The following is a 25,640-nucleotide window of genomic DNA, read 5'->3' as shown; positions in this document are numbered from 1 at the left end:
AGCAGTCAATGATCATTGGCATACCAATTTCAGAAAATGCATATACTCCAGAATCTTATGCTTATCAGAAATATTTAATTAGAAAGGGCCATATTGTACAACTGGATTACAAATTAGATCCCGATAATGATATTAATCTATATATCACGGGATTAAAGCCTTTTTGGGAGAAAAAGAAAGGTAGAGCAAAAGAAATTCATGAATATCAAAGTTTATCTACTCCTCCTTATGCGAAGTTGAAAAATTTCGGTAAAAAACTAATAAACAATAAACCTAATGGTCGTATTTTTTTAAATAATTTTGTTCATGAGCATTTATTTTTTGAAGATAAAATACCTTTTATTTACAGGGATATGGGTGTTGATGAAAACCTTTTTCAAAAACCCAATGAAAATCCAGATTATGATATAGTTTATTGTGGTTCTGTGTCTGGACGCAATGGTTTAATAGAAACTTTATTAAATCTTGCTAAGAGTTACAAGGTATTAGTAGTTGGAAAGCTAACGATAGAAGATCGAGATTTATTGAACTCTGAAAATATTACTCTTATAGGTGCGGTCAATCGTGAATTGCTTCCAGAGATCTATAGAAATGCCAGGTTTGGGTTAAATTATACACCTGATATCTATCCGTATAATATCCAAACTAGCACTAAAACTTTAGAGTATTTAGCATCAGGCTTGAAAGTTATTTCTAATAGATATGAGTGGGCAGAATATTTTTTTAAGAACATAAATTATCAGCCTTTTTGGTTAAGTTGTGATACTACACTAGATATTACAAAATTTGAAAATTTGAATAGTTTTAATTATTCTGTTATGAAAGATTACTCTTGGGAAAATATATTATCTCATTCAAATTTCGAGGGCTTTCTAAGAGAAGTTGTCAATGAAAGTATTTAAAATTTTACCAAGTGCCTTTCTGGTATTTACTATAGTACTACTGGTCTTTATAAAAAGCCTATTCTTTATTGCGATACAAAACGACTTTTTTTCAATTGGTCTGGGTGGAGGAAATGATGCTGAGTACTACAATGATTATGCTTTAGGCTACGCTGATTCTGCTGTGAATATATGGCCAGTGATGTTGAGGTATCTTAATGATCGTGGGTTATATTCACGTATTATCACTTCCTACCTATTATTTTTTATAAGTTTATTCTTTATCCCTGGTTTAGTAAACAAGCTTGCAGACCTTAACTTTAAAGAGGATCAAAAGAATTATCTTTATATAATTCTGTTATGTTTGATCTACCCAACAATTTTCTTTTATACATTTGATGTTTATCGTGATGTATTCATGGTTTTTAGCTTCTTAGTAGGCTGTTTGGTAGTAAAAAGATGTTTGAATAGTTCAAATTATGTAAATTTCTTACTGTTGTTTATATTTTCACTAATTATTGGCTTTTTCTTATTAGGCTTAAGACCGTATTTAGGTTATGCATTCCTATTAGCTCTTTTTCTTTGGAAAATAAGATTCACTAAGAGACGTTTAGTCTTTCTTGCGGTATTATATTTTTCAGCTTTGTTTTTCGTTAACTATTTAGGTTATCTTGATTTTCTTACTGACTATCGTTCAGGTTTTGAAGAGGTTGGAGGTGCTTCTACCCTAGGCTTAGATTTTTCTAACCCTATCATGTTCATTCCAAACTTTATATTAAGTGCTTTAGGTCAACTATTCGGCCTATATGTTACAAACCCACTTGCGATAATTTTGTTTTTAGTTGAGACTGTGCCATTTTTTTTCATGCTAGTATATGTAGTCAAAAATATTAGACTAGCGGATAATTTTGTTCGTTTTCTTATTATATTTTTCGTTGTCTATGGCAGTGTATGGTTGATTGGCAATGACAACCTAGGTACTGCAGTTAGATTAAGAATATATAACTACTTAGCTATTTACATCAGTTTCTTTTATATTTTAAGAATTAAAAGATTGTCGTCAAAGAGATTATAGGTTAGATAAAATGAAAATAGTTATTATAGGTACTGTCGCTTCTAGTTTTTTAGGCTTTCGTGCTGATTTGATAAAAGCTTTGCTTGCGAAAAGCTATACTGTATATGCTTTTACTTCTGAATATACGGAAGAAGAGCTAAGTAAAATAGAGGCGTCAGGTGCGATACCTATAACTTACGAATCAAATCGTGGAGGAATGAACCCCTTAGCTGATGCTAAAACAACCTACGCCTTAACTAAAAAAATCAAAGAAATAGCTCCAGATTTGGTTTTTTCCTACTTTTCTAAGCCCGTTATCTTTGGTACCTTAGCAGCAAAACTTGCTAAAGTACCACGAGTGATTGGTATGCTAGAAGGTCTAGGGTATGCATTTACAGAACAACCGGAAGGACTGAGTAAAAAAGCACAGTTAATCAAAAGCATTCAAGTGCTTCTTTATAAAATAGCTTTACCACAACTTGACAACATCATATTTCTAAATCCAGATGATCCAAAGGATCTATTAGAGGCTTATCGTATAAAAGTAAAGGAACTAGACGTATTGGGTGGTATAGGTTTGGACTTAGATAAGTACAGCCATCAACCTATAGAAAATATTGACTCACCTATTAACTTTTTATTTATTGGACGTATGTTAAAAGAGAAAGGAATACATGACTTTATAGCAGCAGCGAAAATCGTTAAACAGAGTTATCCTAATGTACAGTTTACGGTATTAGGAGCGATAGACTCTTCTAATCCCGGTGCTCTGCAGCAATCAGAACTAGACAGACTAGTTTCATTAAATATTATCAATTATCCTGGTCAGGTCGATGACGTCCAAAAATGGATTGCAGACAGCCATGTGTTTGTATTGCCTTCATATCGTGAAGGCGTACCCCGTAGTACCCAAGAGGCGATGGCTATTGGACGTGCTGTAGTCACTACAGACGTGCCCGGTTGTCGCGAGACAGTGGTTGATGGCGTCAATGGCTTCTTAGTAGAGAAGTGGAATCCACAAGCGTTAGCAGAAAAAATGATTTATTTCATAGAGCATCCTGAAGAGATTAAGAAAATGGGCTATGAAAGTTATAAAATAGCGCAAGAAAAATTCGATGCTGATAAAGTAAATAAACGATTTATAGATATGTTGGGTTTATAAATGATAAAACGCCTTTTCGATATCACTGCTGCAACCACCGCTTTAGTAGCCCTATCTCCGGTATACGCCATCACTGCTTACAAAGTTAAAAAGAACTTAGGCTCGCCAGTGCTATTTCGTCAAACCCGCCCGGGTCTAGACGGTAAGCCGTTTGAGATGATTAAGTTTCGTACCATGAAGGATGCCATAGATAGTGCGGGCAATCCTTTGCCTGATAGTGAGCGCTTGACTGACTTTGGTAAAATGCTACGTAATAGTAGTTTGGATGAGCTGCCTGAGCTGTGGAATGTTGTCAGAGGCGATATGAGCTTAGTCGGACCACGCCCGTTATTGATGGAATATCTGCCGCTATATAGTAAAGAGCAAGCGCGTCGTCATAATGTACGCCCTGGCATTACCGGTTATGCGCAAGTGAATGGTCGTAATGCTATTGGTTGGGATAAAAAGTTTGAGTTAGATACATGGTATGTCGATAATCAATCATTGTGGTTAGATATCAAGATACTGCTTAAGACGGTAAAAAAAGTGGTGATCAAAGATGGCATTAGTGCCGACGGTGAGGCGACAATGAGTAAATTTACTGGCTCTCAAAATCAGTCAGCTTTAGAAAATAGCTATGAGTAAAGTATTTGCCGTCTATGGTGCCTCAGGCTGTGGTCGTAGCTTAATGCCAGTCGCCGTTGATCAATTACGGCGCTTAAATGCTCAAGCAGATAGTCAAATCGTATTTATTGACGACGCATTAGAGGAAGAGACGACTGTCAACGGCTATACGGCGATGAATTATGCAAAATTTAAGAGTATAAATAGCGATGGTAAGTTTGTTCTTATAGCCATTGCTAATAGCCATATTCGTCAAAAAATAGCAGAACAATTGGTTGAAGATGGTATCTCACTGTGGACAGTACAGGGAGCGAACACCTTAATTATGGATGCAGTCAGTATCGCTGCCGGTGCTGCCCTCAGTCCATTTGTCACCATTGCCGCTAACGTCACTATCGGTAAATGCTTTCATGCCAATTTATATAGTTATGTCGAGCATGACTGTATCATTGGCGATTATGTCACCTTTGCCCCTCGCGTCAGTTGTAATGGTAATATTCATATCCATGACCATGCCTATATCGGCACAGGTGCAGTCATCAAGCAAGGGACGCCTGATAAGCCATTAATTATTGGCAAAGGTGCCATCGTCGGGATGGGGGCGGTCGTTACCAAAGACGTGCCAGCTGGCGTGGTAGTAGTCGGCAACCCTGCAAGGCCACTAAACAAACCTTAAGCTAAGTGCTTCCGTTATCCATAAATAGAGTTATTGAGACGACTATGCTAAACACCCCTTTTTCACCTTGGCCAAGCTTTACTCAAATCGAGGCCGATGCCGTCAGCCAAGTATTACTATCTAATAAAGTCAACTACTGGACAGGGCAAGAGTGCCGTCAATTTGAGCGAGAGTTTGCTGACTGGACAGGCAGTCGTTACGCGGTTGCCATGAGTAATGGTACGCTTGCCTTAGATGTAGCCTTACAAGCACTAGATATTGGCGCAGGCGATGAAGTGATTGTGACGCCGCGGACCTTTATTGCTAGTATCTCATCGGTGGTCAATACGGGAGCAACTCCGGTTTTTGCTGATGTTGACGAGACCACAGGTAACATTACGCCTGAGTCAATCGCTGCAGTACTGACGGATAAAACCAAGGGCATCGTGTGCGTACATTTGGCAGGTTGGCCTTGTGATATGGATGGCATCATGGCGTTGGCAGAGCAGCACAATCTCTATGTGATTGAGGACTGCGCTCAAGCACATGGTGCGCGTTATAAAGGTCGCAGCGTTGGTAGTATTGGGCATATCGGTGCATGGAGCTTTTGCCAAGATAAGATCATGACTACAGGCGGTGAGGGCGGTATGGTTACCACCAATGACGAGCAGTTGTGGCGCAAGATGTGGGCGTATAAAGACCATGGCAAAAGCTATGCTGCCGTATATGAAACGGAACACCCACCTGGTTATCGTTGGTTGCATGAGAGCTTTGGTACCAACTGGCGCATGACCGAAATGCAAGCGGTCATCGGTCGTATTCAACTTGAGCGTATGAGCGATTGGACAGCGGCTCGTACCGCCAATGCTCACGCTATATTAGATGCGTGTGCTAAGTGGGAAGCAAAAGGCTACCTTTCTGCGCCAAGATTAGAAGAGTCGCTTCAGTTTGCAGATTCGACCCACGCCTATTATAAGCTCTACGTCTATGTGCGGTCAGAGAGCCTACCTGAAGATTGGTCGCGAGATCGTATTATTCAAGAGATCAATGAGCAAGGCGTGCCTTGTTTTTCTGGATCAGCCTCTGAGGTGTATCTGGAAAAAGCGTTTGATGGTACGGGTTTACGTCCAAAAAGCAGATTACCAGTCGCCAAGCAGCTTGGCGAGACCAGCTTGATGTTTCTCGTGCATCCAACGCTGACACAAGCAGAGATTGCGCAAACCGTACAGGCATTGGATAGTGTGTTGGCAAATATTGATAAGGCCAGTCAAGCCTAGTTTGCTTATAACGTGTGCGTTGATATGTATGCTTTAAAAGTGTATTTATTACTTAATTGCTTATCTGGCATAGATAAGTCCCATTTATAAAAAGGTGGTAACCATGTATAAGCAACCAAAACATAAGCAATTTAGTTTGTTAGTAGGTCTTGGGATGATGTCAATGTGGGCATCCGCACAAAACCTGTATATGAATGATTTGAAGCTAAAGGCAGATCTGGATTGGCTGGATACTCAAGGGGTGATGCACATTAGCACCAGCACTTGGCCACTGACTGCTAACGAGATCAAACGCGCTGTCAATACCGCTAATGCCCAGACGCCAGCGCAGCAGCAGATACTACAGTCGGTACAGGCTAGGCTCAATCAAAATCGTGATTCATTGGTTAAAGGTTCGGCAGGATTATACGTTCAGACCGATCGAGAGCAGCTCCCACAAACGTTTGCAGATGATCAGCTTGCTGGTCAACAGGCAACAGTAGGCGTATCGCTGAGTGAAGCGGATTGGGAGTTTAATTTGCAAGCCAACCTGAAGAACGATGAGCTTATCGATGATGATAGTGATGTCAGTTTTGAAGGATCATATATCGCCGGTACAGCAGCCAATCAATGGTTAATAGCGGGTAAAGTACCAGCATGGTGGGGGCCAGGTCATGATGGTAGTCTCATTCGAGGCGATGCGAGCTTACCGGTTGCAGGTTTTACCATGCAGCGTGATACGCAAACCGCTCCGACTAATCAGTATTTATCGTGGGTAGGGCCTTGGCAGTATCAGCTGTTCGCGGGTCAGCTAGAAGATTATGAAGCCATTCCAGATGCGAAACTATTTGGTGCGCGCCTTACTGCGAGTCCTTGGCCATGGTTAGAGGTTGGTGCATCTCGTACCTTTATGTGGGGCGGAGAGGGCCGACCAGAAAGCTTTAGCTCTTTTACCGATGCAGTGTTGGGAACCAAAGATAATGCTGATGATGGTAATGTAGAGGGCGACCCTGCTAATCAACTTGGTGGGTTCGATGCACGCTTAAATTTAGCACTATTGGTGAATGTACCTGCTGGCGTTTATGCTCAGTATGTCGGTGAGGATGAAGCAGGGGGACTACCTGCCAAAAATATGTATCTAGCGGGCGCAGACTATGCTTCTAGTGCTTACGGTAAGCCTTATCAGCTTTATGCGGAGTACACAGATACACGCACTAGTGGCGACGTTCGGGGTGTCTCTTATGACCATGGTACTTATACAGATGGGTATTATCAGCAAGGCTATCCATTGGGGTATGCGTTAGGCGGTGATGCGGAGAGCATCGCGCTTGGTGGTCGCCTATGGCTTGATAATCGCAATTTTATTAATGCTAAAGTGCAGTATGCAAAAGTCAATCAAGCAGATGAAGCTATTAATCAAGCATTTCCTACTACCGATAAGCTGACAGGTATCGATGTGGCATGGGAGCATCAGCTACAGCCGAAAGCGCTGGTTACCACCAGACTGTGGGCGGTAGATTCTGATAGCCAATCCAGTGATATTGGTGCCGCAGTAGGCTTAGAGTTACAAACCTACTAGATTGCAGTTCACTTAACTATCTAAAACTCTTAAAAGTTATAAAACGGTCTATTAAATGCTAATAGGCCGTTTTTTATTTAAACCTTCTAAAGCTATACACTTGTTGACATTCCTGCTCATGTACATTTTTAGCTAAAACCTTCTCTTAATAATTAATCAGTGAATTCCTTTTGTTTATCTTAAAGTCTCATTCTCGATGCGTGAATTTTTGGTTGACCCTCAATACACGCTAGGATTCTATAGCGCAGACAGGTACAATACCAAAGGCAAAAACACCTTCAGTTCATTCAATACTACCCAAGCAAAAGACAGGCGTGCAAGGTCATTGCGGGCATTGTCTTTACTTTTTTAACGCTTCCTCTATTGGAGTTACTATGTCTATTGCCCAACCATCCGCCACCATTTTGGACGGCAAAGCCCTTGCCAAACAAATAGAACAGCAACTGCGCACCCGCGTGGATGCCATCAAGGATAAAACTGGACGTACACCAAGCCTTGCGACGATATTGGTTGGTGATGATCCAGCGTCAGCGACGTATGTGCGGATGAAAGGTAATGCTTGTAAGCGTGTCGGTATGGACTCTATACGTGTCGAGATGCCAGCTGCGACCACTACCGAGCAATTGATGGCAAAGATAGATGAGCTAAACAATAACCCTGATGTGCATGGTATTTTGCTACAACATCCCGTACCCGCCCATATTGATGAGCGTGCCTGCTTTGAGCAAATCGATTTGGCAAAAGACGTCGATGGGGTGACGTGTCTTGGTTTTGGCCGTATGGCGATGCAACAGTCCGCTTATGGTTCATGCACACCGCAAGGCATCATGCATCTATTAGCGCATTACGATATAGAGCTGGCAGGCTTGGAGGCCGTGGTAGTAGGGCGCAGTGCCATCTTGGGTAAACCAATGGCGATGATGCTATTGAACGCCAACTGTACCGTCACCATTTGCCATTCCAAAACTCAGGACTTGGCCGCTCATATTCAGCGCGCAGATATCGTGGTTGGGGCAGTAGGGGTGCCTGAGTTGATTAAAGCAGAATGGATTAAGAAAGGGGCGGTTGTTATTGATGCAGGTTTCCACCCAACCGATGATGGCGGCGTTGGTGATATCGAAATGCAGGGCGTGGAAAATATCGCCAGTGCTTATACGCCAGTACCCGGTGGTGTCGGTCCGATGACCATTAACACGCTCATTCGCCAAACGGTCGATGCGGCTGAAAAATCAGCTGGTTTGGCTGTCAGCTAAGCCACGACTCATACGAGTGCTAATCGCCAATGGATAAGAGGGTCTGAGCAGCACAGACTCAGGCTCAGTCAACCCCATCCCAGTTGATAGGAGCTAAAAGCATGGCTAAAAAAAACGTCGGTATTCATGAGCGATTACAAGGTGTTGGTAGAGAGTTTGTCGATATCTGTCATTACGTAATCTTGTTTTTAATCAGTGTGGTGGTGGTTTGGACGGCGGGTAAAGAGTTTATATATATCCTCCAAAAAGGCTCAGCGGATTTAAAAGATATTTTGATGCTGTTTATTTATCTTGAGCTACTGGCGATGATAGGTATTTACTTTAAGACCCATCGTCTGCCCGTACAGTTTTTGATATTTATTGCCATTACAGCCTTGTCACGACATTTGGTCGTCGATGTGCAGGCTGTCTCAGATTACTTTCACTTATGGCTACTGGCGACGATTTCGGTGGCTATCATGTTGTTAAGCGCTGCTATCGTGGTACTGACATGGACGGCAAGAACGTTTGGTCGTCCAGAAGACAATCTCGATCAGCATCATGCCAACCTAACGGTCAAATCCCTTTTGCCTGATGACGCTCAGGCACCTGATAGCACTACGAAACATCGCCGAGAATGATGACTAAGTACAAGTATCATGTACAAAAGAGGGCTACCGATGGTAGCCCTTTTTTGTAACTGCTGGAACGTTAACTTTGCCTCTTAAATACCGTTCAAAAATGTCAATAATGTTTGTTTTTGCGTGGCAGACAGTTGCTTAAAGCGTGTCTTTACTGCTTCTGCCTCACCGCCATGCCAGAGTATGGCCTCAGTCAAACTATTGGCGCGACCATCATGCAAAAAACGGGCTTCTGGGTCACGCGCCACAATCCCAATACCCCACAATGGCGGTGTGCGCCATTCATAGCTCTCTGCGTTCTTTTCTTTTACTCCATCATCCAAACCTGCGCCCATATCATGAAGCAGCAAGTCGGTATAAGGATAAATGGTCTGCTGTGATAGTAGTGGAAAGCGACTGCTATCGCCTGTCTTCTGCTTGGGCGTGTGACAGCCTGTACAGCCGACTTGCGCAAAAAGGCTCGCCCCTTTATTAAAGGTCGCTAAGTCACCCGTGCGCCGCTCAGGAACGGCCAATGCCGTCATAAAGTCGCTCACCGCATCCAAGCTACTGTCTGAGACTTCTGGAGAGCCGCCGTTTGCCGCGGTCCAACAAATCGGTTGGTTCACCGTACAATTGGGCTCCATAAACACTGAGGTAGTCAAGCCCATATCTTGTGACATGGCATTGGCATTTTGGGTGCGTAGACTTGCGTTAATGGCTTTCCAGCCAAAGCGTCCAATACGTTGTTGCATGCCTTCATCCACCCAGTGTATCCGGCCGCTGATTCCGTCTTTGTCGTTATCGTCAGGGTCAGCAGCAGCGATGATGTTAGCCTCAGGAATCAGATCAAGCAAGCCCATACCGACCAGCTGCGGCGAGATACGACCGCTAATGGCCATATTTCCTAAAGGCTGATTCGGGTCAGTGGGCGTAAAGCCAAACTGTACACCAGCAGGCGTCTCACCATGAGCGGCAGTCATGGCGTAGCGTACACTGCCTTCAGTGGCGATACTGGGATCAATACTTTGATGCTGCATTTGTTCGCCATAGTAAGGATGCGCCAACCCTTGTTGGTCGCCGAGTCTGAATAAAATGGCATCGCTCAATACACCATCAGCCGCATAAACAGGCTTGCGCCCTTCAGCGCTATGGCATTGGGTGCAGGCATTGGCATTAAAAAGCGGACCCACACCATCGAAGAGGGCGCGACCTTCATTGGCAGGCGTCCACTGTGTGATAAATAACTCACGCCCGGGTGATACGCCGCCTAGCGCACTGCTTGGTAGGTTTGGCATGATTTGTAGAAATGGGCGTGATACATCAGCGGAGATCGTGGCGTTGCCACCTGCTGGTTGCCAGTCGGTATCGACTTCTGGGCTGTCAGGTGTGGTTGGTGGGTTGGGGTCGCTAGGAAGGCTGGGTGTGCTGGAAGTACTATCATCTGAGCCATCTGAGCCGTCTGACCCTCCACAGCCACTAAGTAGCACTGTTATAATCAAACCGAGTAGAGTACTACGCACAATATTTAATAAAGATACGCTTAATGGTGGGGCGGTTAAAATGGTGGAGGGGTTGGCGCGTAAGGGCATGGTGTTACCTAAGGATAATAGGGTTAAGTAGTAAACTAAAAACGAGTAGGGATACCTGTTAGGCAACAAGGGCTGCAAAATGATGCAACCCTTGTTAAATTCTCAACTTATTCAGTTTTTAAATGAAGCCGCTGTCAGCTATAGCTGGTTTGGTAGCACAACTGGCATAGGGGTGTTGTACATCCAGACATGAGTGGTGTCCGCGTTGCCTAACGAGCCTTCAAAGCTCCAGCCCCAAGTAAATAGCTGACCATATCCGGTATTGATAGCGCCGTCTTGGTTAAGCGGTTTTTCATGAGCAATCAAGTGCATGGCGCCCATTGCCATGTTATCGATATTCTTTAAATTGGGCAGCTTATTGGTCGGCTCATCTAGATTGTCATACTCCGTCGTACCTTCACTGTTTGTTTCACCAAACGCGCCCCAAGCATAGAGGATGCCATCGGTAGTGGTGTCAGTGCCGACAGCAACGTTGTCTAACAACGCATAGCTGGCATTACCATTGGCATAAACGCGACGCACGTCTTTATCCGTGAACCATGGCAGTTTGGTCGGTGTGGCCACGATACTGGCCCACGCAGCTTCGGTATTTTTGAATAATTCACCATAATAACCTAATTGACTACTGGCATTGAGACCCCAACCATAAACAGATTCTTTATTGGTTAACGCCAATACATGATCTCTACCAGCTGCCAATTGCGTGACTTTCTCTACATCTATAGCGAGTGTAGAGTGGGTAGTTTGGGTCGCATTAACTGGATCCTCATTAATGACATTAATAAGAACCGGCGCGGGGTTGATGTTGACGCAATTATTAGCAGTGGTGCAAGCTTTGCCTTTTCCAAGATTGGCATAAGCATCGCTGCCCCAACCCCAGACCTGACCTTTATCATCTAAGGCGTAGGAGCTATTCGCGCTGGCGACAACTTGCACAATGTGGCCGGCACCCTCTGCTGCCGAGAAGTCAACCTTGACTGGTACGCTGCTATTGGCAGTCGTGCTAGGATTGGCAGTCGTGTCATTGCCCAGCTGTCCTTGCTCGTTGGCACCAAATGCCCAAACACTGCCGTCTTCGGTTAGTACCAAGTTATGCTTGTAGCCAGGCGCTACCATCACTGCGTTTTCAATACCTGCAATGGTACTGATATCAAGGCGGCAGTCAGCCACATTGCTGCAGTTATTACGACCTGTATCGCCGCGGCCTAATTGGCCATATTTGTCTTCGCCCCAGCTATAAACTTGACCATTGTTAGCGATAGCAAGTGAGTGGTTTTGATTAAAGTTGATAGAAAGCAAGTTGTCTGGCGCATTGTTCATCAGCATTGGTGTTTTAGGATGGCTCATGGCGTCTGACAGGTTGGTGGTAAATCCAAGACCCGTTTGCCCGTAGTTGTTACGCCCCCAGCCATAGAGTTCGCCATCGCGAAGCGCACCCGTATGAGAGCCGCTTGCCGCGATGGTATCACCCAAATAGATGGTTTTGGTTGAGCGCATGATGTTACCAGCGTTGTCTGTGGCTTCTAACGTAATGGTATTACTACCCCGGGCTAATAAAATACGATCGCTAAAGTATCCTTCTGGGTCGACTGACAGCGCTTGTGCTGGTGTTTCATTGAGCGTGTAAGTTAAAGATTTGATACCGCTGCTGTCTTGTACTTGCCCTGAGACAAACACCGCAGCAACAGCGCTATAGCCATCAGTAAAGTTGCTATCGGTCGTTAATAATGGCGGTGTTCCATCAATGATAGTGGTGTCGGAGTCATCAAAGCAAGCCGTAAGCAGCAAGGTTGCGGTAACGAGTGCTACGGCTTGAGTGAGATGGGATAAGCGCATAAAAACCTCAATAGGAACAAGTAGTACCATGGCAAAAATTAGAGCAGCGTAAAAGAGGGGCGCATGTCCTACATTTCGTAATTTTGTAGGCTTAGCAGTGTTAATAGTGCCAATCGTAACTTTTGGAATGGGTTTATTAGGAGTAAGGGCAAGAATTTAGTAATATTAGATGCGAATAATATTACAAATAAGAATTATTATCAATAATGAATTAAAAAAATAGCATCGGCGTCGATGCTATTTTGCTGAATAGACAAACTTCTACGAAGAAAAAATCGCTATAACCACTTTAACCTTTTAAAGTTATAGTAAAGATAGCCACACAATGACCCAATAACCACCATAATGACAAAATACGAGTACTTCCAATGCAGCTCAGGCATGAAGTCAAAGTTCATGCCATAGATACCAGCGATGGCGGTTGGAACAGCTAGAATACCTGCCCAAGCGGCAAGCTTACGCACCACTTCGTTCTGTCCGGTATTTACCATGGCCATATAGGTGTTCATGACCACGCTCAGCATCTCATTAAGACCGTTGATCGCATCGAGAGAATGCAAAAGGTGGTCATTCACATCGCGAAAGTAGGGCTTCGCTGCTTGCGAAAAACCAGAGACCAGCTCGCTTTTTTTATGATTGATAAAGAAGCTACAGATGTCTTGCACCGGCAAGATAATGGCGCGCATGTGTACCAGTTGTGATTTAAGCTCATAAAGATTTTTTAACGTTTCTTTATTAAACTCATAGGTAAACACATAGCGCTCTTGCTCACGTAAGTAACGACCTAAGCGGTCGGTGATCGGCATATAGTTATCAACGATAAAATCGAGAATGGCATGTAGGACAAAGATAGGTCCCATACGTAGCTTTTCAGGGCGACGATGGCAGTGCTCACGGACGGGTGCATAGGAGTTTGAGGGGCCATTACGGATAGTAATCAGGTAGTTTTTGCCCATAAATATCGCTGTGGTGCCATAGCGGATAATATTATCTTCAAGTTTGGCAGTACGCAGCACCACAAACACCATGTCGTTGTCGTAGTTTTCCACTTTGGCACGTTGATGATCAGCAAAAGCATCCTCAATCGCCAACTCATGCAAATCAAAGGCTTCTTTGACTTTGACCATGGTCTCTAAGCTTGGATCGTATAGACCCAACCAGATAAATTGGCCATTGTTACTCAAAGCGCGACTGACGTCATTGAGGGCCACTTGATCGAGCTTTTCACCCGTTTTGCGCGAGTAGGCGTAGCAGTTGACCACCTCGTCCACACTGGACAAATCGATATCTTCATAACGTTCAGAGTCTGGATCGTAGACCGTCATGGTCTCAATGGTGTCCTCAGTGGTCGCATCCGCATCACCATAGATATAGCTGTCATCATTGTCTAGATACAGGTGTTTGTCACTCATATTGGCATAAATATGATTGACGTTAGAGTTGGGTGCAATCCGTGCTGTTTTTTTAATCAACTGATCGTGATTGTCTTCCATACACCTTCCCTTTTTAAAGTAAAAAATGCTAATTATCAAAACTCACAGTATAGTTAGTTTAAAATAAAATCGACAGGTTAATACTGCTATCGCCGTACCACTGGTATAAATTTACCTTGCGTGCTGTGCCTACGCCGACAGAGGCTGCGCTAAATTCATCCCAGCAGCACTATATCGGTTTTTGGGTGAATCAACCACACTTTGTCAAAGCGCGTAGCTTTTTAAGGTGTCAATATCGACCAAGCTTAATAAACTTTCATGACAGGCTTCTAGTTTTATGGGCGGTGCAATATCAAAGTCGAGTGCTTCGACCCAGCGTAGGGCACAGATACACCAGTAGTCACCGGGTTTGAGACCTTCAAAGCCATACTCAGGCAGGGGCGTGATAAGGTCATTGCCGCGACTGGCCGAAAAGTTCAAAAACTCGCTGGTCATTTTGGCACAGACGGTATGCTGGCCGACGTCATGATTGCCAGTATGACAAAAGCCATTGCGATAATAGCCGGTAAGCGGATCAAAGCAGCAGCTCGCAAGTGCCGTCCCTAAAACATTGGTTTGGTTGATGGCGGGGTTTGGATGGTAGTCAGTTGACATAAGGCGTCCGAGATAAAAATATACGTTAGTGTACCATGAGTTTGTGCTGGCGGCGTGGTTCTACCGCGCTCACCGTTTTCTTTATAACTTGTCTCGCTTTAGCGCCGATGCAGAATAACAAGGAAGCATAATTAGATAGTGATTGTGGCCAATTGTCACTAGGCGAACCTAAACGGCTATGCTAAACTAAAGCATAAAGTGCCTTGGTGATTTATTAAGGTCTGTTAGCTTATCGCAGTTTGTTAGCGCATATAGATACTCGTCTTATCATTCTAAATTATACTTATTACTCACGCTTTTGCGGTTACCTAGTTTGTTTATCAATAATTGGGTCAATGATGTTGCGCGTTAAAAATAAAAAATGCCGACGTCAAAGCAATTGTAAATATAACCTTTAAGTACCGCATCAGTACCGCGTTTTTGGTAAGCGATACGCCAAACAAGGATTTATTGTGTCTGTCAGTTCTGATTCCGTAAAACCCGCCCAGTCAAATACTCTCAATCAAGCGGCGGCTCAGTCCGCTGAAAACAATGCTATGCCCAATCGCATGCCCTCTCTTAGCAACTTTGCGAGCGACGTTGCCAATAGCTGGTTGCTGCCTGATGGGGTAGTAGACGTGTTGTTCGAAGATGCCCATAAGCAAGAAGTGCTTCGGTATCAGTTGACGCAGCAGCTCATTACGCATGGTTATCAGCTGGTGAATCCGCCAATGATTGAGTTCACTGAATCGTTGTTAAGTGATGCCTCAGAGGATTTAAAGCGTCAAACCTTTAAGATTATCGATCAGCTAACGGGTCGGTTGATGGGGCTGCGCGCTGATATCACGCCGCAGATTTTACGTATTGACGCGCATCACGGTGGTACAGGTATTGCGCGTTATTGCTACGCAGGGGATGTGATCCATACATTACCGTCAGGACTGTTTGGCTCACGCACGCCATTGCAGTTGGGTGCTGAGATATTTGGTTGTGCCTCACTTGCCGCAGATATCGAGCTGATAGATGTGTTGTTTGGCATGGTCAATAAGCTAAACATGAGTGCTGCGCTGCACATCGATTTGGGTCACGTAGCCATATTTAAGCGTTTGGCTGAATTGGCTGAGCTGGCAGAGGGTGATACTGAACACTTGATGCACTTATACGCCAACAAAAACTTACCAGAGCTAAAACGTGTGTGCCAAATATTACCGATGGGTGATGACTTTTATGCATTAGCCCGCTTTGGCCACGATATTGCAAATCTATTGGTTAAACTGTCAGCCACCGCTCAGCAAGATGCACAAATTACGGCGGCGGTTGATGAGCTGCAACGGTTAAAAACACATTTACAAGACCAATGGCAATGCGATGTCAGTATCGATGTGACGGAGCTATCAGGCTACCACTATCACACGGGTATTGTGTTCAATGGTTATATCAATAGCGAGACCCAACCGCTGGTACGTGGCGGCCGTTTCGATGGGATGCAAAGCGGCAGTCAGTTAACGGGACATGAGCTCCGTGAAGCCACTGGTTTTAGTATGGACGTCAGTCGTTTGCTCGCTCACACTCAGCTTGATGCGCCAACCATCGTGTTGGTGGATTTTGATGCATTAAATACCGCAGATCACGAGCAAAAACAGATATTGTTACAACAAGTTGAGAGCTTACGTCAGCAGGGTTATCGTGTCACGATGCCGTTAAATGCAGAAGACCGCCCAGCCGCTATCACGCATCATTTAAACTTTGTAGACAATCAGTGGCAGCTACAAACCATTTAATAAGCTAAGTCGTTGGTTAGATATAAATTATTAGATACAAGCTCTGAGATACATTGTTAGAGACAAAGAGACAGTCAACAAAGTTATTTAATTTTTCAACCGTTATTGCACACACCTCAATACATAAAGGTAAGGATTGATCATGGGTAAGAATGTCGTAGTTTTGGGTAGCCAATGGGGCGATGAAGGTAAGGGTAAAATCGTTGATTTACTTACCGAAAAAGCCTCAGCAGTTGCTCGCTTTCAAGGCGGTCACAACGCTGGTCACACGTTGGTTGTCGATGGCAAAACCACCGTATTGCATTTGATCCCATCAGGTATCTTACGTGAAGGCGTGACTTGCTTTATCGGTAATGGCGTGGTGTTGGCACCTGACGCCCTACTCAAAGAAATGAAAGAGCTTGAAGACAACAACGTACCCGTACGTGAGCGTCTACGTATCTCTCCTAACTGTCCACTGATCATGCCATATCACGTCGCTCTTGACCAAGCGCGTGAAGCCAAGCGCGGTACTGGTAAAATCGGTACGACGGGTCGTGGTATCGGGCCTGCGTACGAAGACAAAGTGGCTCGCCGTGCCATCAAACTTGCTGACTTGTTCCGTGAAGATTTAGAAGAAAAGCTACGTAACTTAATTGAATATCATAACTTCCAATTGACTGAGTATTACAAAGTTGACGCGATTGATTTTGATGAGACGTACAAGCTGTGCCAAGAGTGGAAAGCTGAGATCACTGGTATGGTCACTGACGTTACCGAAGATCTAAACCAGTTGCGCCTTGCTGGCAAAAACCTCATGTTTGAAGGTGCCCAAGGTACGCTACTGGATATTGACCACGGTACTTATCCGTTTGTGACCAGCTCAAGCGTGACCGCTGGTGGCGTATCAACGGGTACGGGTATTGGTCCACTGTATTTAGACTACGTCCTTGGTATCACTAAAGCTTATACCACACGCGTGGGTAGCGGTCCGTTCCCAACAGAATTGTTCGATGATGTAGGGGCGCATTTGGCCAAAGTCGGTCATGAGTTTGGTGCGACGACTGGTCGTGCGCGCCGCTGTGGTTGGTTCGATGCAGAAGCGTTACGCCGTGCAGTCGTGCTTAACTCTATGTCCGGTATTTGCTTGACCAAGCTTGACGTACTAGATGGTCTTGAAGAGTTACTCATCGGTGTGGGTTATAACTTGCCTGAGACTGAGTGCGCAGGCGCCCATGATGCTGAATTCTATGAGTCAGTGACGCCTAAGTACGAAACCATGCAAGGCTGGAGCGAATCTACCGTTGGTATTACCAACTATGATGACCTGCCAGAAAATGCGAAAAAATACATCAAACGTATCGAAGACTTGATTGGTTGCCCAGTCGATATCATCTCAACGGGCCCTGACCGTGAAGAGACGATCGTACTTCGTGACCCGTATGATGCTTAGTTTATCACCTCTGTTTACTATCATCTGTTAGTAAATAGGTTGAACGAGTAAACATTAAAACCCCAGTGCTGAGCATTGGGGTTTTTACTTTTATAAAAGGGCATAGCGTTATTAACAATTGCTACCTAATAAATTTACTTTTATGCAAGGTGCGGTCATAAATTAACCCTATCATTTATAGCCTTAATCATTATAATAGGCAGCAATCCTGTGTTGGCGCTCATGTTTGCATGTTAGTAAGCAGTGGTTCATTGAAATCAGCCTAGCCAACACTGTGGCCAAAGACAAAACAAAGCATGAACTCTTTCATTTTTTTTATTGAATTTAGCATTTATTAGGAGCTTTTTATGGCTAACGAACGTACTTTATCTATCATCAAACCTGACGCAGTTGCTGGCAACCACATCGGCGCTATCTATGACCGTTTTGAACAAGCGGGTCTAAAAATCGTTGCCGCCAAAATGCTACAACTTGATGATGAAAAAGCAGGCGGTTTCTACGCTGAACACGCTGAGCGTCCATTTTACAATGATCTAAAATCGTTCATGATGTCAGGTCCAGTATTGGTATCAGTACTAGAAGGCGAAAACGCCATCGCTAAGCATCGTGAAATCATGGGTGCAACCAACCCAAAAGACGCCGCTGTTGGCACTATCCGTGCTGATTTCGCAAGCAGCATCGATGAAAACGCGGTTCATGGCTCAGATTCAGCGGAATCAGCCAAACGTGAAATCAGCTACTTCTTCAATGATGATGAAGTTTGTGCTCGTACGCGTTAATATCGTAAATCAACTGTGCACCAGTTATTTACAAAATTGATTGGTTATAATTGGTTTTGCAAGACGGCTTATATCTTATGGGTATAGGCCGTTTTAATTATTTGCTGATGGGTAACTTCGATTATAATAGTCACAGTCTTTGTTGAAATTGTCCAAGGTTTCCCTCATTATCGTATTTAATTAGCGTTATCAATCCCTTATCAGCATAATTTTATTGGATTTTTTCCCAGTCACTGGATAAATCAATAAAGTCTGCGCTTATAACGGATTGCTCATGCACTCACGTATTACGTATGTGTGACAACACTCATAGCTCATATCAATAATTGCACCGCTTATGCAAAAAGGTTACCTATTATGTCAACTGTACAAACACCCACTCAGCACGTACCGACTAAACTTACTGACAGCATTAAGTTAGTAGATGAGGCACACGCAAAGACCAACTTATTGGGGATGACGCAAGCGCAACTGGCTGATTACTTTAAAAGTATTGGCGAAAAGCCTTTTCGTGCTACTCAGGTCATCAAGTGGATATATCAGCACGGTGTGACGGATTTTGAAAAAATGACCAACCTGAGTAAGTCCTTGCGTGATAAATTGTCAGCCAATGCTTGTGTGGTGCCGCCAAAAGTAATCCATCGTCAGTACAGTGATGATGGCACGCGTAAATGGGTATTTGAAGTCACTGGTGGCTCACTGGTTGAGACGGTATTGATACCAGCGGATGATAGTAAGCTAAATGGCCGTAAAACCTTGTGTGTGTCGTCACAAGTTGGCTGCGCGCTGGACTGTAGCTTTTGTAGTACGGGTAAGCAAGGGTTTGAGCGTGATTTGAGCGCCGCTGAGATTATCGGACAGCTATGGGTGGCCAACGCTTCCTATATGACGGATGAGAATGAAAGTTTGGAAAACGTTGACCATAGCCTATGGGAAAATAACGTCACCAATGTGGTGATGATGGGCATGGGTGAACCGCTGTTAAACTATAAGCCAGTGGTTGGCTCAATGGAGATCATGCTCAGCGATCATGCTTACGGATTGTCAAAGCGCCGCGTGACCTTATCGACGTCAGGCGTTGTGCCAAAAATGTATCAGCTGGCGCAAGACCTCGACGTGGCATTGGCCATCTCATTGCATGCGCCAAACGATGAGCTACGTAATGAACTGGTGCCCATTAATAAAAAGTATCCGTTGGCTGAGCTGATTGCCGCTGCAAAAAACTACGTTTATGACGTCAATCCGCGTCATAAAAAACATGTGACGATTGAATATGTGATGCTTGATGGCGTCAATGACAGCAATGAGCATGCCCAGCAGCTAGTGGCGTTATTAGAAGGCTTACCAAGCAAAATCAACCTGATCCCATTTAATCCGTTTCCGCATGCCCCCTATGATAAATCAAGCAATAACCGCATTCATGCGTTTAGCAATATCTTAAGCGGGGCAGGTTTTGTTTGTACCATTCGTCAAACGCGCGGTGACGACATTGATGCCGCTTGTGGTCAGTTGGTTGGGCAAGTGGCTGATCGCACCAGACGCTCAGCGGCTTGGCAACAAAGCATCAAAGACCGTGAAAGTGTATAGTTCGATAGGTGTATGAACCGCAAACAAATTGCCCAGCGTTTAGCGTTAGCTGTCTTTTATCTGTCGCAATGGTAATGAAAATGTAGCCATAATGGCCAGTATTGATGAACAGCGCAATTAATGACAACTAAATTGTACTTATGGGGGCTAAATCCATTAAACTGTTGGCTCGAGGATCGAACGCATTGAATCACAGTTTTATGATGGCGGCTATGATGACTTCTAACAATTCTTGTCAGCTCAAATATCAAAAACCATTTTTTAGATTTTATAAGCAGTTCAGGGTAGCGACCAACCAAGTAACCACAGCAAAGGGTGTGCTGCTAATAACGGCGCTGTCCGGTTTGCTGCTGACTGGCTGTCAGAGCACGCCAACCAATGAGTTGATAGGTAGCGCGCCTTATCAGACGTCCACGCGGCCAAGTGACAATCGTAACTTGGATCAACAAGAAATCGCCCGCGTGCGAACCTCACTGGCCGCGCAATATATCCGCAAAAATGAGCTCGATACGGCCCAGCGGCAGCTTGAAAAAGCCTTTGCTGCTGATAGCCGTTACGCGCCAGCCTATGATATGATGGGCGTTTTGCTGCAGCAAGAAGGCAGTCGAATCAATCTTGAAAAGGCCGATCAATATTTTAAAAAAGCGATCGCGCTTGATAAAGACTTTGAGCAGGCCCACAATAACTACGGCGTTTATTTATCACAGATGAAGCGCTATCGTGAGGCGGCAGAGCAGTTTGAGATTGCGGGGGCCGCATTAGGTTATGAAGGCCGTATCGGTGCGTTAGAGAACTTAGGGCGTACTTATCTGCAGCTAGGTGATCGTAGCGCAGCTGCTAAAGCGTTTTTGCGGGCACTCGATGGCAATCGCAATAGCCTTATCGCTCATATCGAATTGGTGGATTTATTGCTAGAGCAGCAGCGTGTACCGCAGGCGCAGAGACTTTATGATGAAACGTTGATACTGATACAAGGGCAGGGCATTAGCCCGCGTCTGCTTTTACAAGGTATCAAACTTGCGGCCGCGCAAAATAACCTAACAACGCGCCAGCAATTGGCACAGCAGCTTTTATCTACTTACCCCTTAAGTGATGAAGCAAAACAACTTAAGACTTGGCTTAACAATCCAGAGGCACCATGGAAATGACCACCCCATCATCAAACACTCAATCTAACGCTCAGGGATCATTTGGTGCCATGTTGCAGCAAGCCCGTAAAAATAAGCAGGTCAGTTTAGAAGAGGCGGCCGCCGAGTTGTTTATTTTAAAGCGCCATTTACAAGCGCTTGAAAATGAAAATTTTGCTGATTTACCGCAAGCAGCGTTTGCTCGTGGTTTTGCGATTAACTATGCCAAATATTTGGGATTGGACTCTGCAAAAATCGCGAACAGTTTTGATGCCGCTTACCCCAATGAGCTCAAAGCCAAATCGTTGAATAGTACCGATACGCCGCTGCGCCCGATGGGCACATTACAGCGCGATACTCACAATCGTATTCGTTTTAATCCGTTACTGATCATCGCAGTCATTGGCGTCATTATTTTAGCGATATTCTTGTTTCGTATGGTGAGTAACGCCAGCAAAGAAAACAGTGCTGAATCGATAACCGTAGTCGAAGACATATCAGCGACAGAGCAAGCTCAGGGTGCTGCTATTGATGACGCGACTGGTATTGGTGCCTCTGGCTCTGCTCTAAATTTGGGCGGTGAGGCTAGTGCCAGCACGGCTTCTTTAAACGTCACGCTCACTGATACCGCGACCGTCAATATTACTGATGCCTCTGGTAGCAGTCTAATCAGTGGGACTCAAACCGCTGGTGACTATGAATTGTCAGGTATGCCGCCGTTTAATGTACAAATTGATAATGTCGATAATGTCAGTTTAATGCTTAACCAAGAAGCGGTCGCTTTAGAGGCTTATGCCACTGATGAGCAAGCCAATTTTGAGTTGGCGCCTTGACTCTAAAGGTCATAAAAGTGTGTTTTGTTTCCGTTTTTCTCGCTCCAATTGAAGGGTTTGTCTATGTCAACGTCGTCAGCGCCTATTAACCGTCGTCTTACCAAAAAAATCTATGTCGGTGATGTCGCGATTGGTGGTGATGCGCCGATTAGTGTCCAAAGTATGACCAATACAGATACCTGTGATGTGGCAGCAACTGTCGCGCAAATAGAGCGCTGCGTAGAAGCAGGCGCTGATTTGATGCGGGTCTCGACGCCAACCATGGATACCGTCAAAGCGTTTGGTGAAATTCGTAAGCGGGTCAGCGTGCCCTTAATAGCCGACGTGCATTTTGATCATAAGATTGCCTTAGCGGTTGCCGAGGCAGGGGCAGATTGCTTGCGTATCAATCCAGGTAACATCGGTAGTGATGCCAAAGTACGGGAAGTGGTTGCTTGTGCCAAACATTACAATATCCCTATTCGGATCGGTGTCAACGCCGGCTCCTTAGAAAAAGACATCCAGCGTAAATACAAAGAGCCTACAGGCGAGGCGATGCTTGAGTCGGCAATGCGCCATATTGATATTCTAGAGCGCTTAAATTTTGACCAATATAAGGTTTCCGTCAAAGCCAGTAATGTGTTTTTGACGCTAGATGCTTATCGCCTGATATCAGCACAAATTGATAATCCCTTGCATTTGGGTGTCACTGAAGCAGGTGTTTACCGTACGGGTGCCGTAAAGTCGGCCATTGCACTGGGTGGTTTATTACTGGATGGTATTGGCGATACAATTCGCATTTCGCTTGCCGCAGAGCCTGAAGAAGAAATCAAAATTGGCTTTGATATTCTAAAATCGCTAAATATTCGCTCCAATGGCGTTAATTTTATCGCTTGCCCAAGCTGCTCACGTCAAGAATTTGACGTCATTAAAGTAATGACAGCGTTAGAGTCACGTTTAGAAGACATCCGTGAGCCAATGAATTTGTCAGTGATTGGCTGTAAGGTAAATGGGCCTGGTGAAGCGAAAGAGTCAGACATTGGCATCGTTGGTGCCGCGCCGAAGTCATTGGTGTACCGAATGGGTGAAAAAAGCCATTTGATTGATACTAATAATTTAGTCGATGAAATAGAAGGCATGGTACGTGCCCATGCAGAAGATTTGGCCAAAAAACGTGAAAATGAGATTATTCGCGTCAAATAAGTCGTCATATAACGTGCCGCCTTAGCATAAAAGCGGCCATACTGATTCGCTGTCTGTATAAAAGTAATGCTCAATCACATGATGAGCAAAAACAACAATAATAGAGAGACCTGTTAAACATTTTAAGGATACGACCGTACCATGATTAAAGCGATTAAAGGGTTTAATGATATTTTGCCAGAGCAGTCGGCAAAGTGGTTGCGTTTAGAGGCGATTTTGGCTGATGTGCTCGGCAGATACGGCTATGAACATATTCGCTTGCCGATCGTTGAGCAAACCGACTTATTTGCGCGTGCTATCGGCGGGGCTACGGACATCGTCGAAAAAGAGATGTACAGCTTCACCGATAAATCTGAGCCACCAACGCCATTGGCGCTGCGTCCTGAAGGTACGGCAGGCGCTGTGCGCGCGGTGATCGAGCACAATTTGCTGCGCGGTGATACACCCAAACTATGGTACATCGGTCCAATGTTTCGTTATGAGCGTCCGCAAAAAGGGCGTTATCGTCAGTTTCATCAACTGGGTGTCGAGAGCTTCGGTAGTGCGCTACCTGATGCAGATGCCGAGCTGATTGCCATGACCCATCTGATGTGGCAAGCATTGGGTCTACAAGATGAGATGCGTCTGCAATTGAACAGTCTAGGTGAGCTCGATGAGCGTCACGCGTATCGTGAAGCCTTAGTGACTTATTTAACCGATAAAAAAGACCAGCTGGACGAAGACAGCAAACGCCGCTTAACGACCAATCCGCTACGTATTTTGGATAGTAAAGAGGCGAGCACACAAGCGATATTGGCAGATGCCCCAAAGCTTGCTGACTTTTTGGGTACAGAAAGCATGGCACACTTTGAGCAAGTGCAAACTTATTTGACCGCGCTTGGTATCGACTTTGAGATCAATCCCCATCTGGTCCGTGGACTTGATTATTATAATAAAACCGTCTTTGAGTGGGTCACCGACAAACTTGGTAGCCAAGCCACGGTTTGTGCAGGTGGCCGTTATGATGGTCTGGTTGGGCAATTGAAGTCCATCGGTACAGATGGTAATAAGCCGGTAAAATCTGAGCCTGCCGTTGGTTTTGCCATGGGCCTTGAGCGTTTATTATTGCTGATGGAGGCGGTCGCGCCAATTGCAGAGGTGCCAGCTTGTGATGTCTTCGTGGTTGCTCATCCCGAGGTGTATAGCGCGGGTATTGGTTATGCGCAAAACTTGCGTTATAGTCGCCCAGATGTACGGGTCAAAATGGCGAGTGCCACCAGCCTAAAAGCACAAATGAAAAAAGCGGATAAGTCAGGCGCTGCATTGACCGTCATTATCGCCCAGCAAGAGCTTGATGATAATACCATTAGCGTGAAAGACATGCAGACAGGTGAGCAGCAGACCGTTGCGCAAGATTGGCTCTCGGATCAAGAGAATTTTTCTCGCAACTGATGATCGTCCTTTACCACGTGAACGTCATCTCAGCCAATAGACCATCGGTTTTGATTCTAGCAGCAATTTAATAACAATTTTATCAGGTAAATATATATGGCTCTGACACCTAATTCGCCGAATGCAGACAACTCAATGCAAGCGTTAAAGCAATATGGCAGCTATATTGTCACTGCAATTTTATTGGCGCTGGCAGCTTACTTTGGGTGGACCTATTGGCAGGATAACCATGCGCGGGTAGATACGGTGGCGGCCGATCACTATGCAGATATCCAGCGGTTGAATGAAGAAGTCAGTTTGGCCTCGCAAAATCCAGATTTAGAGACAGAGGCACAAGAGGCACTTGTACAGAGCCGTACACAATTGAATAAAGACATTGATGCGTTAGTAATCCAACATGGGGAATCCATTTACGCTTGGCAAGCACTCATGATCAAAGCGCGGCAGCAAGTGGATAATGATGAGTTTACGGCGGCAAGTGAGACCCTTAAAAAAGCCCTAGAAATCGATTTAGGCGATGCAGGTCTGAAGGCAATTACTCGTCTGCGTTATGCGACCACCTTATTGGCTGCTGGCGATACAGAGGCTGCATTAGCAGCAGCCAATAATGATATCCCAAGCTCGTTTGAAGCCAGCCAACAAGAGTTGCTAGGAGATATTTATTTGGCACAAGGCAATAAAGACGCAGCGATTCAGTCGTATAACAATGCTTGGGAGCTATTACGCAGCCGTCAAGAAACGCGTGCCGTATTGGCGTTAAAGATGGAGAGTTTGGGTAGTATGCCTGAGCCTATTGAGGAGCAAGCCCGCCTTATTCAAGCGTCTCCCACTCCTGCGCAGCCACTAGCAGAAGCAGGCGCTGTAGAAGGCACTACCTCTGAGGTTACACAGTAATTGTATAGTAATAAGCGTTATTGCCTAATAATAGTGCTAGCGTTTTATCTAATAATTA

The 25,640-nt window shown here is 44.7% G+C and carries 22 protein-coding genes; 18 read left to right on the top strand and 4 right to left on the bottom strand.

The window, feature by feature from the left end:
* The first annotated feature begins 8 nt into the window (after positions 1-8).
* The 9 genes from B2P60_RS09515 to B2P60_RS09475 all read left to right on the top strand — a co-directional run bounded on the left by B2P60_RS09515 (position 9) and on the right by B2P60_RS09475 (position 9,063).
* Positions 9-902, top strand: coding sequence for a glycosyl transferase (locus B2P60_RS09515; protein ID WP_286741009.1), 894 nt, complete (start codon positions 9-11; stop codon positions 900-902).
* Positions 889-1,956 (top strand): hypothetical protein, encoded by a 1,068-nt coding sequence (locus B2P60_RS09510; protein WP_286741008.1) that lies wholly within the window; start codon positions 889-891, stop codon positions 1,954-1,956. The genes B2P60_RS09515 and B2P60_RS09510 overlap by 14 nt, the downstream gene beginning before the upstream one ends.
* Before the next feature lie 10 nt (positions 1,957-1,966).
* Positions 1,967-3,097 (top strand): glycosyltransferase family 4 protein, encoded by a 1,131-nt coding sequence (locus B2P60_RS09505; RefSeq protein WP_286741007.1) that lies wholly within the window; start codon positions 1,967-1,969, stop codon positions 3,095-3,097.
* Positions 3,098-3,721, top strand: a complete 624-nt coding sequence (locus B2P60_RS09500; protein WP_286741005.1) for a sugar transferase — start codon at positions 3,098-3,100, stop codon at positions 3,719-3,721.
* The gene (locus tag B2P60_RS09495) at positions 3,714-4,376 is read left to right on the top strand and encodes an acetyltransferase (protein ID WP_286741004.1); all 663 of its coding nucleotides are present in this window, start codon (positions 3,714-3,716) and stop codon (positions 4,374-4,376) included. The genes B2P60_RS09500 and B2P60_RS09495 overlap by 8 nt, the downstream gene beginning before the upstream one ends.
* A gap of 44 nt (positions 4,377-4,420) precedes the next feature.
* Entirely contained in the window at positions 4,421-5,632 is a 1,212-nt protein-coding gene (locus B2P60_RS09490) for a DegT/DnrJ/EryC1/StrS family aminotransferase (RefSeq protein WP_286741001.1), read from the top strand.
* Between the two features lie 103 nt (positions 5,633-5,735).
* A complete protein-coding gene (locus B2P60_RS09485; RefSeq protein WP_414706651.1) occupies positions 5,736-7,190 on the top strand; it encodes a capsule assembly Wzi family protein in 1,455 nt (484 codons plus the stop codon).
* A gap of 374 nt (positions 7,191-7,564) precedes the next feature.
* Entirely contained in the window at positions 7,565-8,443 is an 879-nt protein-coding gene (gene folD, locus B2P60_RS09480; protein WP_286740999.1) for a bifunctional methylenetetrahydrofolate dehydrogenase/methenyltetrahydrofolate cyclohydrolase FolD, read from the top strand.
* Between the two features lie 101 nt (positions 8,444-8,544).
* Positions 8,545-9,063 (top strand): phosphate-starvation-inducible protein PsiE, encoded by a 519-nt coding sequence (locus B2P60_RS09475; RefSeq protein ID WP_230709528.1) that lies wholly within the window; start codon positions 8,545-8,547, stop codon positions 9,061-9,063.
* Between the two features lie 83 nt (positions 9,064-9,146).
* Here B2P60_RS09475 and B2P60_RS09470 read toward each other — a convergent pair whose 3' ends face one another.
* The 4 genes from B2P60_RS09470 to B2P60_RS09455 all read right to left on the bottom strand — a co-directional run bounded on the left by B2P60_RS09470 (position 9,147) and on the right by B2P60_RS09455 (position 14,557).
* Entirely contained in the window at positions 9,147-10,634 is a 1,488-nt protein-coding gene (locus tag B2P60_RS09470) for a di-heme oxidoredictase family protein (protein ID WP_286740997.1), read from the bottom strand.
* Positions 10,635-10,772: 138 nt separating this feature from the next.
* Positions 10,773-12,470: a chromosome condensation regulator RCC1 gene (locus B2P60_RS09465; RefSeq protein ID WP_286740996.1), complete on the bottom strand. Its 1,698-nt coding sequence runs from the start codon at positions 12,468-12,470 to the stop codon at positions 10,773-10,775.
* Between the two features lie 278 nt (positions 12,471-12,748).
* A complete protein-coding gene (gene corA / locus B2P60_RS09460; RefSeq protein WP_286740995.1) occupies positions 12,749-13,963 on the bottom strand; it encodes a magnesium/cobalt transporter CorA in 1,215 nt (404 codons plus the stop codon).
* A 204-nt stretch (positions 13,964-14,167) separates the two neighbouring features.
* Positions 14,168-14,557, bottom strand: coding sequence for a DUF2237 family protein (locus B2P60_RS09455; RefSeq protein ID WP_193006604.1), 390 nt, complete (start codon positions 14,555-14,557; stop codon positions 14,168-14,170).
* A gap of 452 nt (positions 14,558-15,009) precedes the next feature.
* Here B2P60_RS09455 and B2P60_RS09450 point away from each other — a divergent pair, with 452 nt between their 5' ends.
* From B2P60_RS09450 to B2P60_RS09410, 9 genes are all read left to right on the top strand, one after another.
* Positions 15,010-16,317 carry an ATP phosphoribosyltransferase regulatory subunit gene (locus tag B2P60_RS09450; protein WP_286740994.1) on the top strand — a complete coding sequence of 436 codons (1,308 nt, stop codon included), beginning with the start codon at positions 15,010-15,012 and terminating at the stop codon, positions 16,315-16,317.
* Positions 16,318-16,459: 142 nt separating this feature from the next.
* Positions 16,460-17,749: an adenylosuccinate synthase gene (locus B2P60_RS09445; RefSeq protein WP_198334952.1), complete on the top strand. Its 1,290-nt coding sequence runs from the start codon at positions 16,460-16,462 to the stop codon at positions 17,747-17,749.
* Positions 17,750-18,096: 347 nt separating this feature from the next.
* Positions 18,097-18,528, top strand: coding sequence for a nucleoside-diphosphate kinase (gene ndk, locus B2P60_RS09440; protein WP_193006607.1), 432 nt, complete (start codon positions 18,097-18,099; stop codon positions 18,526-18,528).
* Between the two features lie 357 nt (positions 18,529-18,885).
* On the top strand, positions 18,886-20,115 hold the full coding sequence (gene rlmN / locus B2P60_RS09435; protein ID WP_286740992.1) for a 23S rRNA (adenine(2503)-C(2))-methyltransferase RlmN: 1,230 nt from the start codon (positions 18,886-18,888) through the stop codon (positions 20,113-20,115).
* A 212-nt stretch (positions 20,116-20,327) separates the two neighbouring features.
* Positions 20,328-21,263 carry a type IV pilus biogenesis/stability protein PilW gene (gene pilW, locus B2P60_RS09430; protein ID WP_286740991.1) on the top strand — a complete coding sequence of 312 codons (936 nt, stop codon included), beginning with the start codon at positions 20,328-20,330 and terminating at the stop codon, positions 21,261-21,263.
* Positions 21,260-22,075, top strand: coding sequence for a helix-turn-helix domain-containing protein (locus B2P60_RS09425; RefSeq protein WP_286740990.1), 816 nt, complete (start codon positions 21,260-21,262; stop codon positions 22,073-22,075). Before pilW ends, B2P60_RS09425 begins: the two co-directional genes overlap by 4 nt.
* A gap of 63 nt (positions 22,076-22,138) precedes the next feature.
* Positions 22,139-23,257: a flavodoxin-dependent (E)-4-hydroxy-3-methylbut-2-enyl-diphosphate synthase gene (ispG, locus tag B2P60_RS09420; protein WP_193006609.1), complete on the top strand. Its 1,119-nt coding sequence runs from the start codon at positions 22,139-22,141 to the stop codon at positions 23,255-23,257.
* A 141-nt stretch (positions 23,258-23,398) separates the two neighbouring features.
* Complete coding sequence (hisS, locus tag B2P60_RS09415) at positions 23,399-24,688, top strand: histidine--tRNA ligase (RefSeq protein ID WP_286740988.1); 1,290 nt, start codon at positions 23,399-23,401, stop codon at positions 24,686-24,688.
* A 96-nt stretch (positions 24,689-24,784) separates the two neighbouring features.
* Positions 24,785-25,582, top strand: coding sequence for a YfgM family protein (locus B2P60_RS09410; protein ID WP_286740987.1), 798 nt, complete (start codon positions 24,785-24,787; stop codon positions 25,580-25,582).
* Positions 25,583-25,640 lie beyond the last annotated feature (58 nt).

Origin of the sequence: Psychrobacter sp. UBA3068 (assembly GCF_002366815.1) — a bacterium.
Lineage (GTDB): Bacteria > Pseudomonadota > Gammaproteobacteria > Pseudomonadales > Moraxellaceae > Psychrobacter > Psychrobacter namhaensis.
This window is presented reverse-complemented; position numbering and strand designations above follow the sequence as displayed.

What these genes read in the sequence shown, in the direction of transcription:
- B2P60_RS09515 (WP_286741009.1), top strand. Translation starts at nt 9, where the DNA reads ATGATCATTGGCATACCAATTTCAGAAAATGCATATACTCCAGAATCT.
- B2P60_RS09510 (WP_286741008.1), top strand. Translation starts at nt 889, where the DNA reads ATGAAAGTATTTAAAATTTTACCAAGTGCCTTTCTGGTATTTACTATA.
- B2P60_RS09505 (WP_286741007.1), top strand. Translation starts at nt 1,967, where the DNA reads ATGAAAATAGTTATTATAGGTACTGTCGCTTCTAGTTTTTTAGGCTTT.
- B2P60_RS09500 (WP_286741005.1), top strand. Translation starts at nt 3,098, where the DNA reads ATGATAAAACGCCTTTTCGATATCACTGCTGCAACCACCGCTTTAGTA.
- B2P60_RS09495 (WP_286741004.1), top strand. Translation starts at nt 3,714, where the DNA reads ATGAGTAAAGTATTTGCCGTCTATGGTGCCTCAGGCTGTGGTCGTAGC.
- B2P60_RS09490 (WP_286741001.1), top strand. Translation starts at nt 4,421, where the DNA reads ATGCTAAACACCCCTTTTTCACCTTGGCCAAGCTTTACTCAAATCGAG.
- B2P60_RS09485 (WP_414706651.1), top strand. Translation starts at nt 5,736, where the DNA reads ATGTATAAGCAACCAAAACATAAGCAATTTAGTTTGTTAGTAGGTCTT.
- folD (WP_286740999.1), top strand. Translation starts at nt 7,565, where the DNA reads ATGTCTATTGCCCAACCATCCGCCACCATTTTGGACGGCAAAGCCCTT.
- B2P60_RS09475 (WP_230709528.1), top strand. Translation starts at nt 8,545, where the DNA reads ATGGCTAAAAAAAACGTCGGTATTCATGAGCGATTACAAGGTGTTGGT.
- B2P60_RS09470 (WP_286740997.1), bottom strand. Translation starts at nt 10,634, where the DNA reads ATGCCCTTACGCGCCAACCCCTCCACCATTTTAACCGCCCCACCATTA.
- B2P60_RS09465 (WP_286740996.1), bottom strand. Translation starts at nt 12,470, where the DNA reads ATGCGCTTATCCCATCTCACTCAAGCCGTAGCACTCGTTACCGCAACC.
- corA (WP_286740995.1), bottom strand. Translation starts at nt 13,963, where the DNA reads ATGGAAGACAATCACGATCAGTTGATTAAAAAAACAGCACGGATTGCA.
- B2P60_RS09455 (WP_193006604.1), bottom strand. Translation starts at nt 14,557, where the DNA reads ATGTCAACTGACTACCATCCAAACCCCGCCATCAACCAAACCAATGTT.
- B2P60_RS09445 (WP_198334952.1), top strand. Translation starts at nt 16,460, where the DNA reads ATGGGTAAGAATGTCGTAGTTTTGGGTAGCCAATGGGGCGATGAAGGT.
- ndk (WP_193006607.1), top strand. Translation starts at nt 18,097, where the DNA reads ATGGCTAACGAACGTACTTTATCTATCATCAAACCTGACGCAGTTGCT.
- rlmN (WP_286740992.1), top strand. Translation starts at nt 18,886, where the DNA reads ATGTCAACTGTACAAACACCCACTCAGCACGTACCGACTAAACTTACT.
- pilW (WP_286740991.1), top strand. Translation starts at nt 20,328, where the DNA reads ATGATGACTTCTAACAATTCTTGTCAGCTCAAATATCAAAAACCATTT.
- B2P60_RS09425 (WP_286740990.1), top strand. Translation starts at nt 21,260, where the DNA reads ATGACCACCCCATCATCAAACACTCAATCTAACGCTCAGGGATCATTT.
- ispG (WP_193006609.1), top strand. Translation starts at nt 22,139, where the DNA reads ATGTCAACGTCGTCAGCGCCTATTAACCGTCGTCTTACCAAAAAAATC.
- hisS (WP_286740988.1), top strand. Translation starts at nt 23,399, where the DNA reads ATGATTAAAGCGATTAAAGGGTTTAATGATATTTTGCCAGAGCAGTCG.
- B2P60_RS09410 (WP_286740987.1), top strand. Translation starts at nt 24,785, where the DNA reads ATGGCTCTGACACCTAATTCGCCGAATGCAGACAACTCAATGCAAGCG.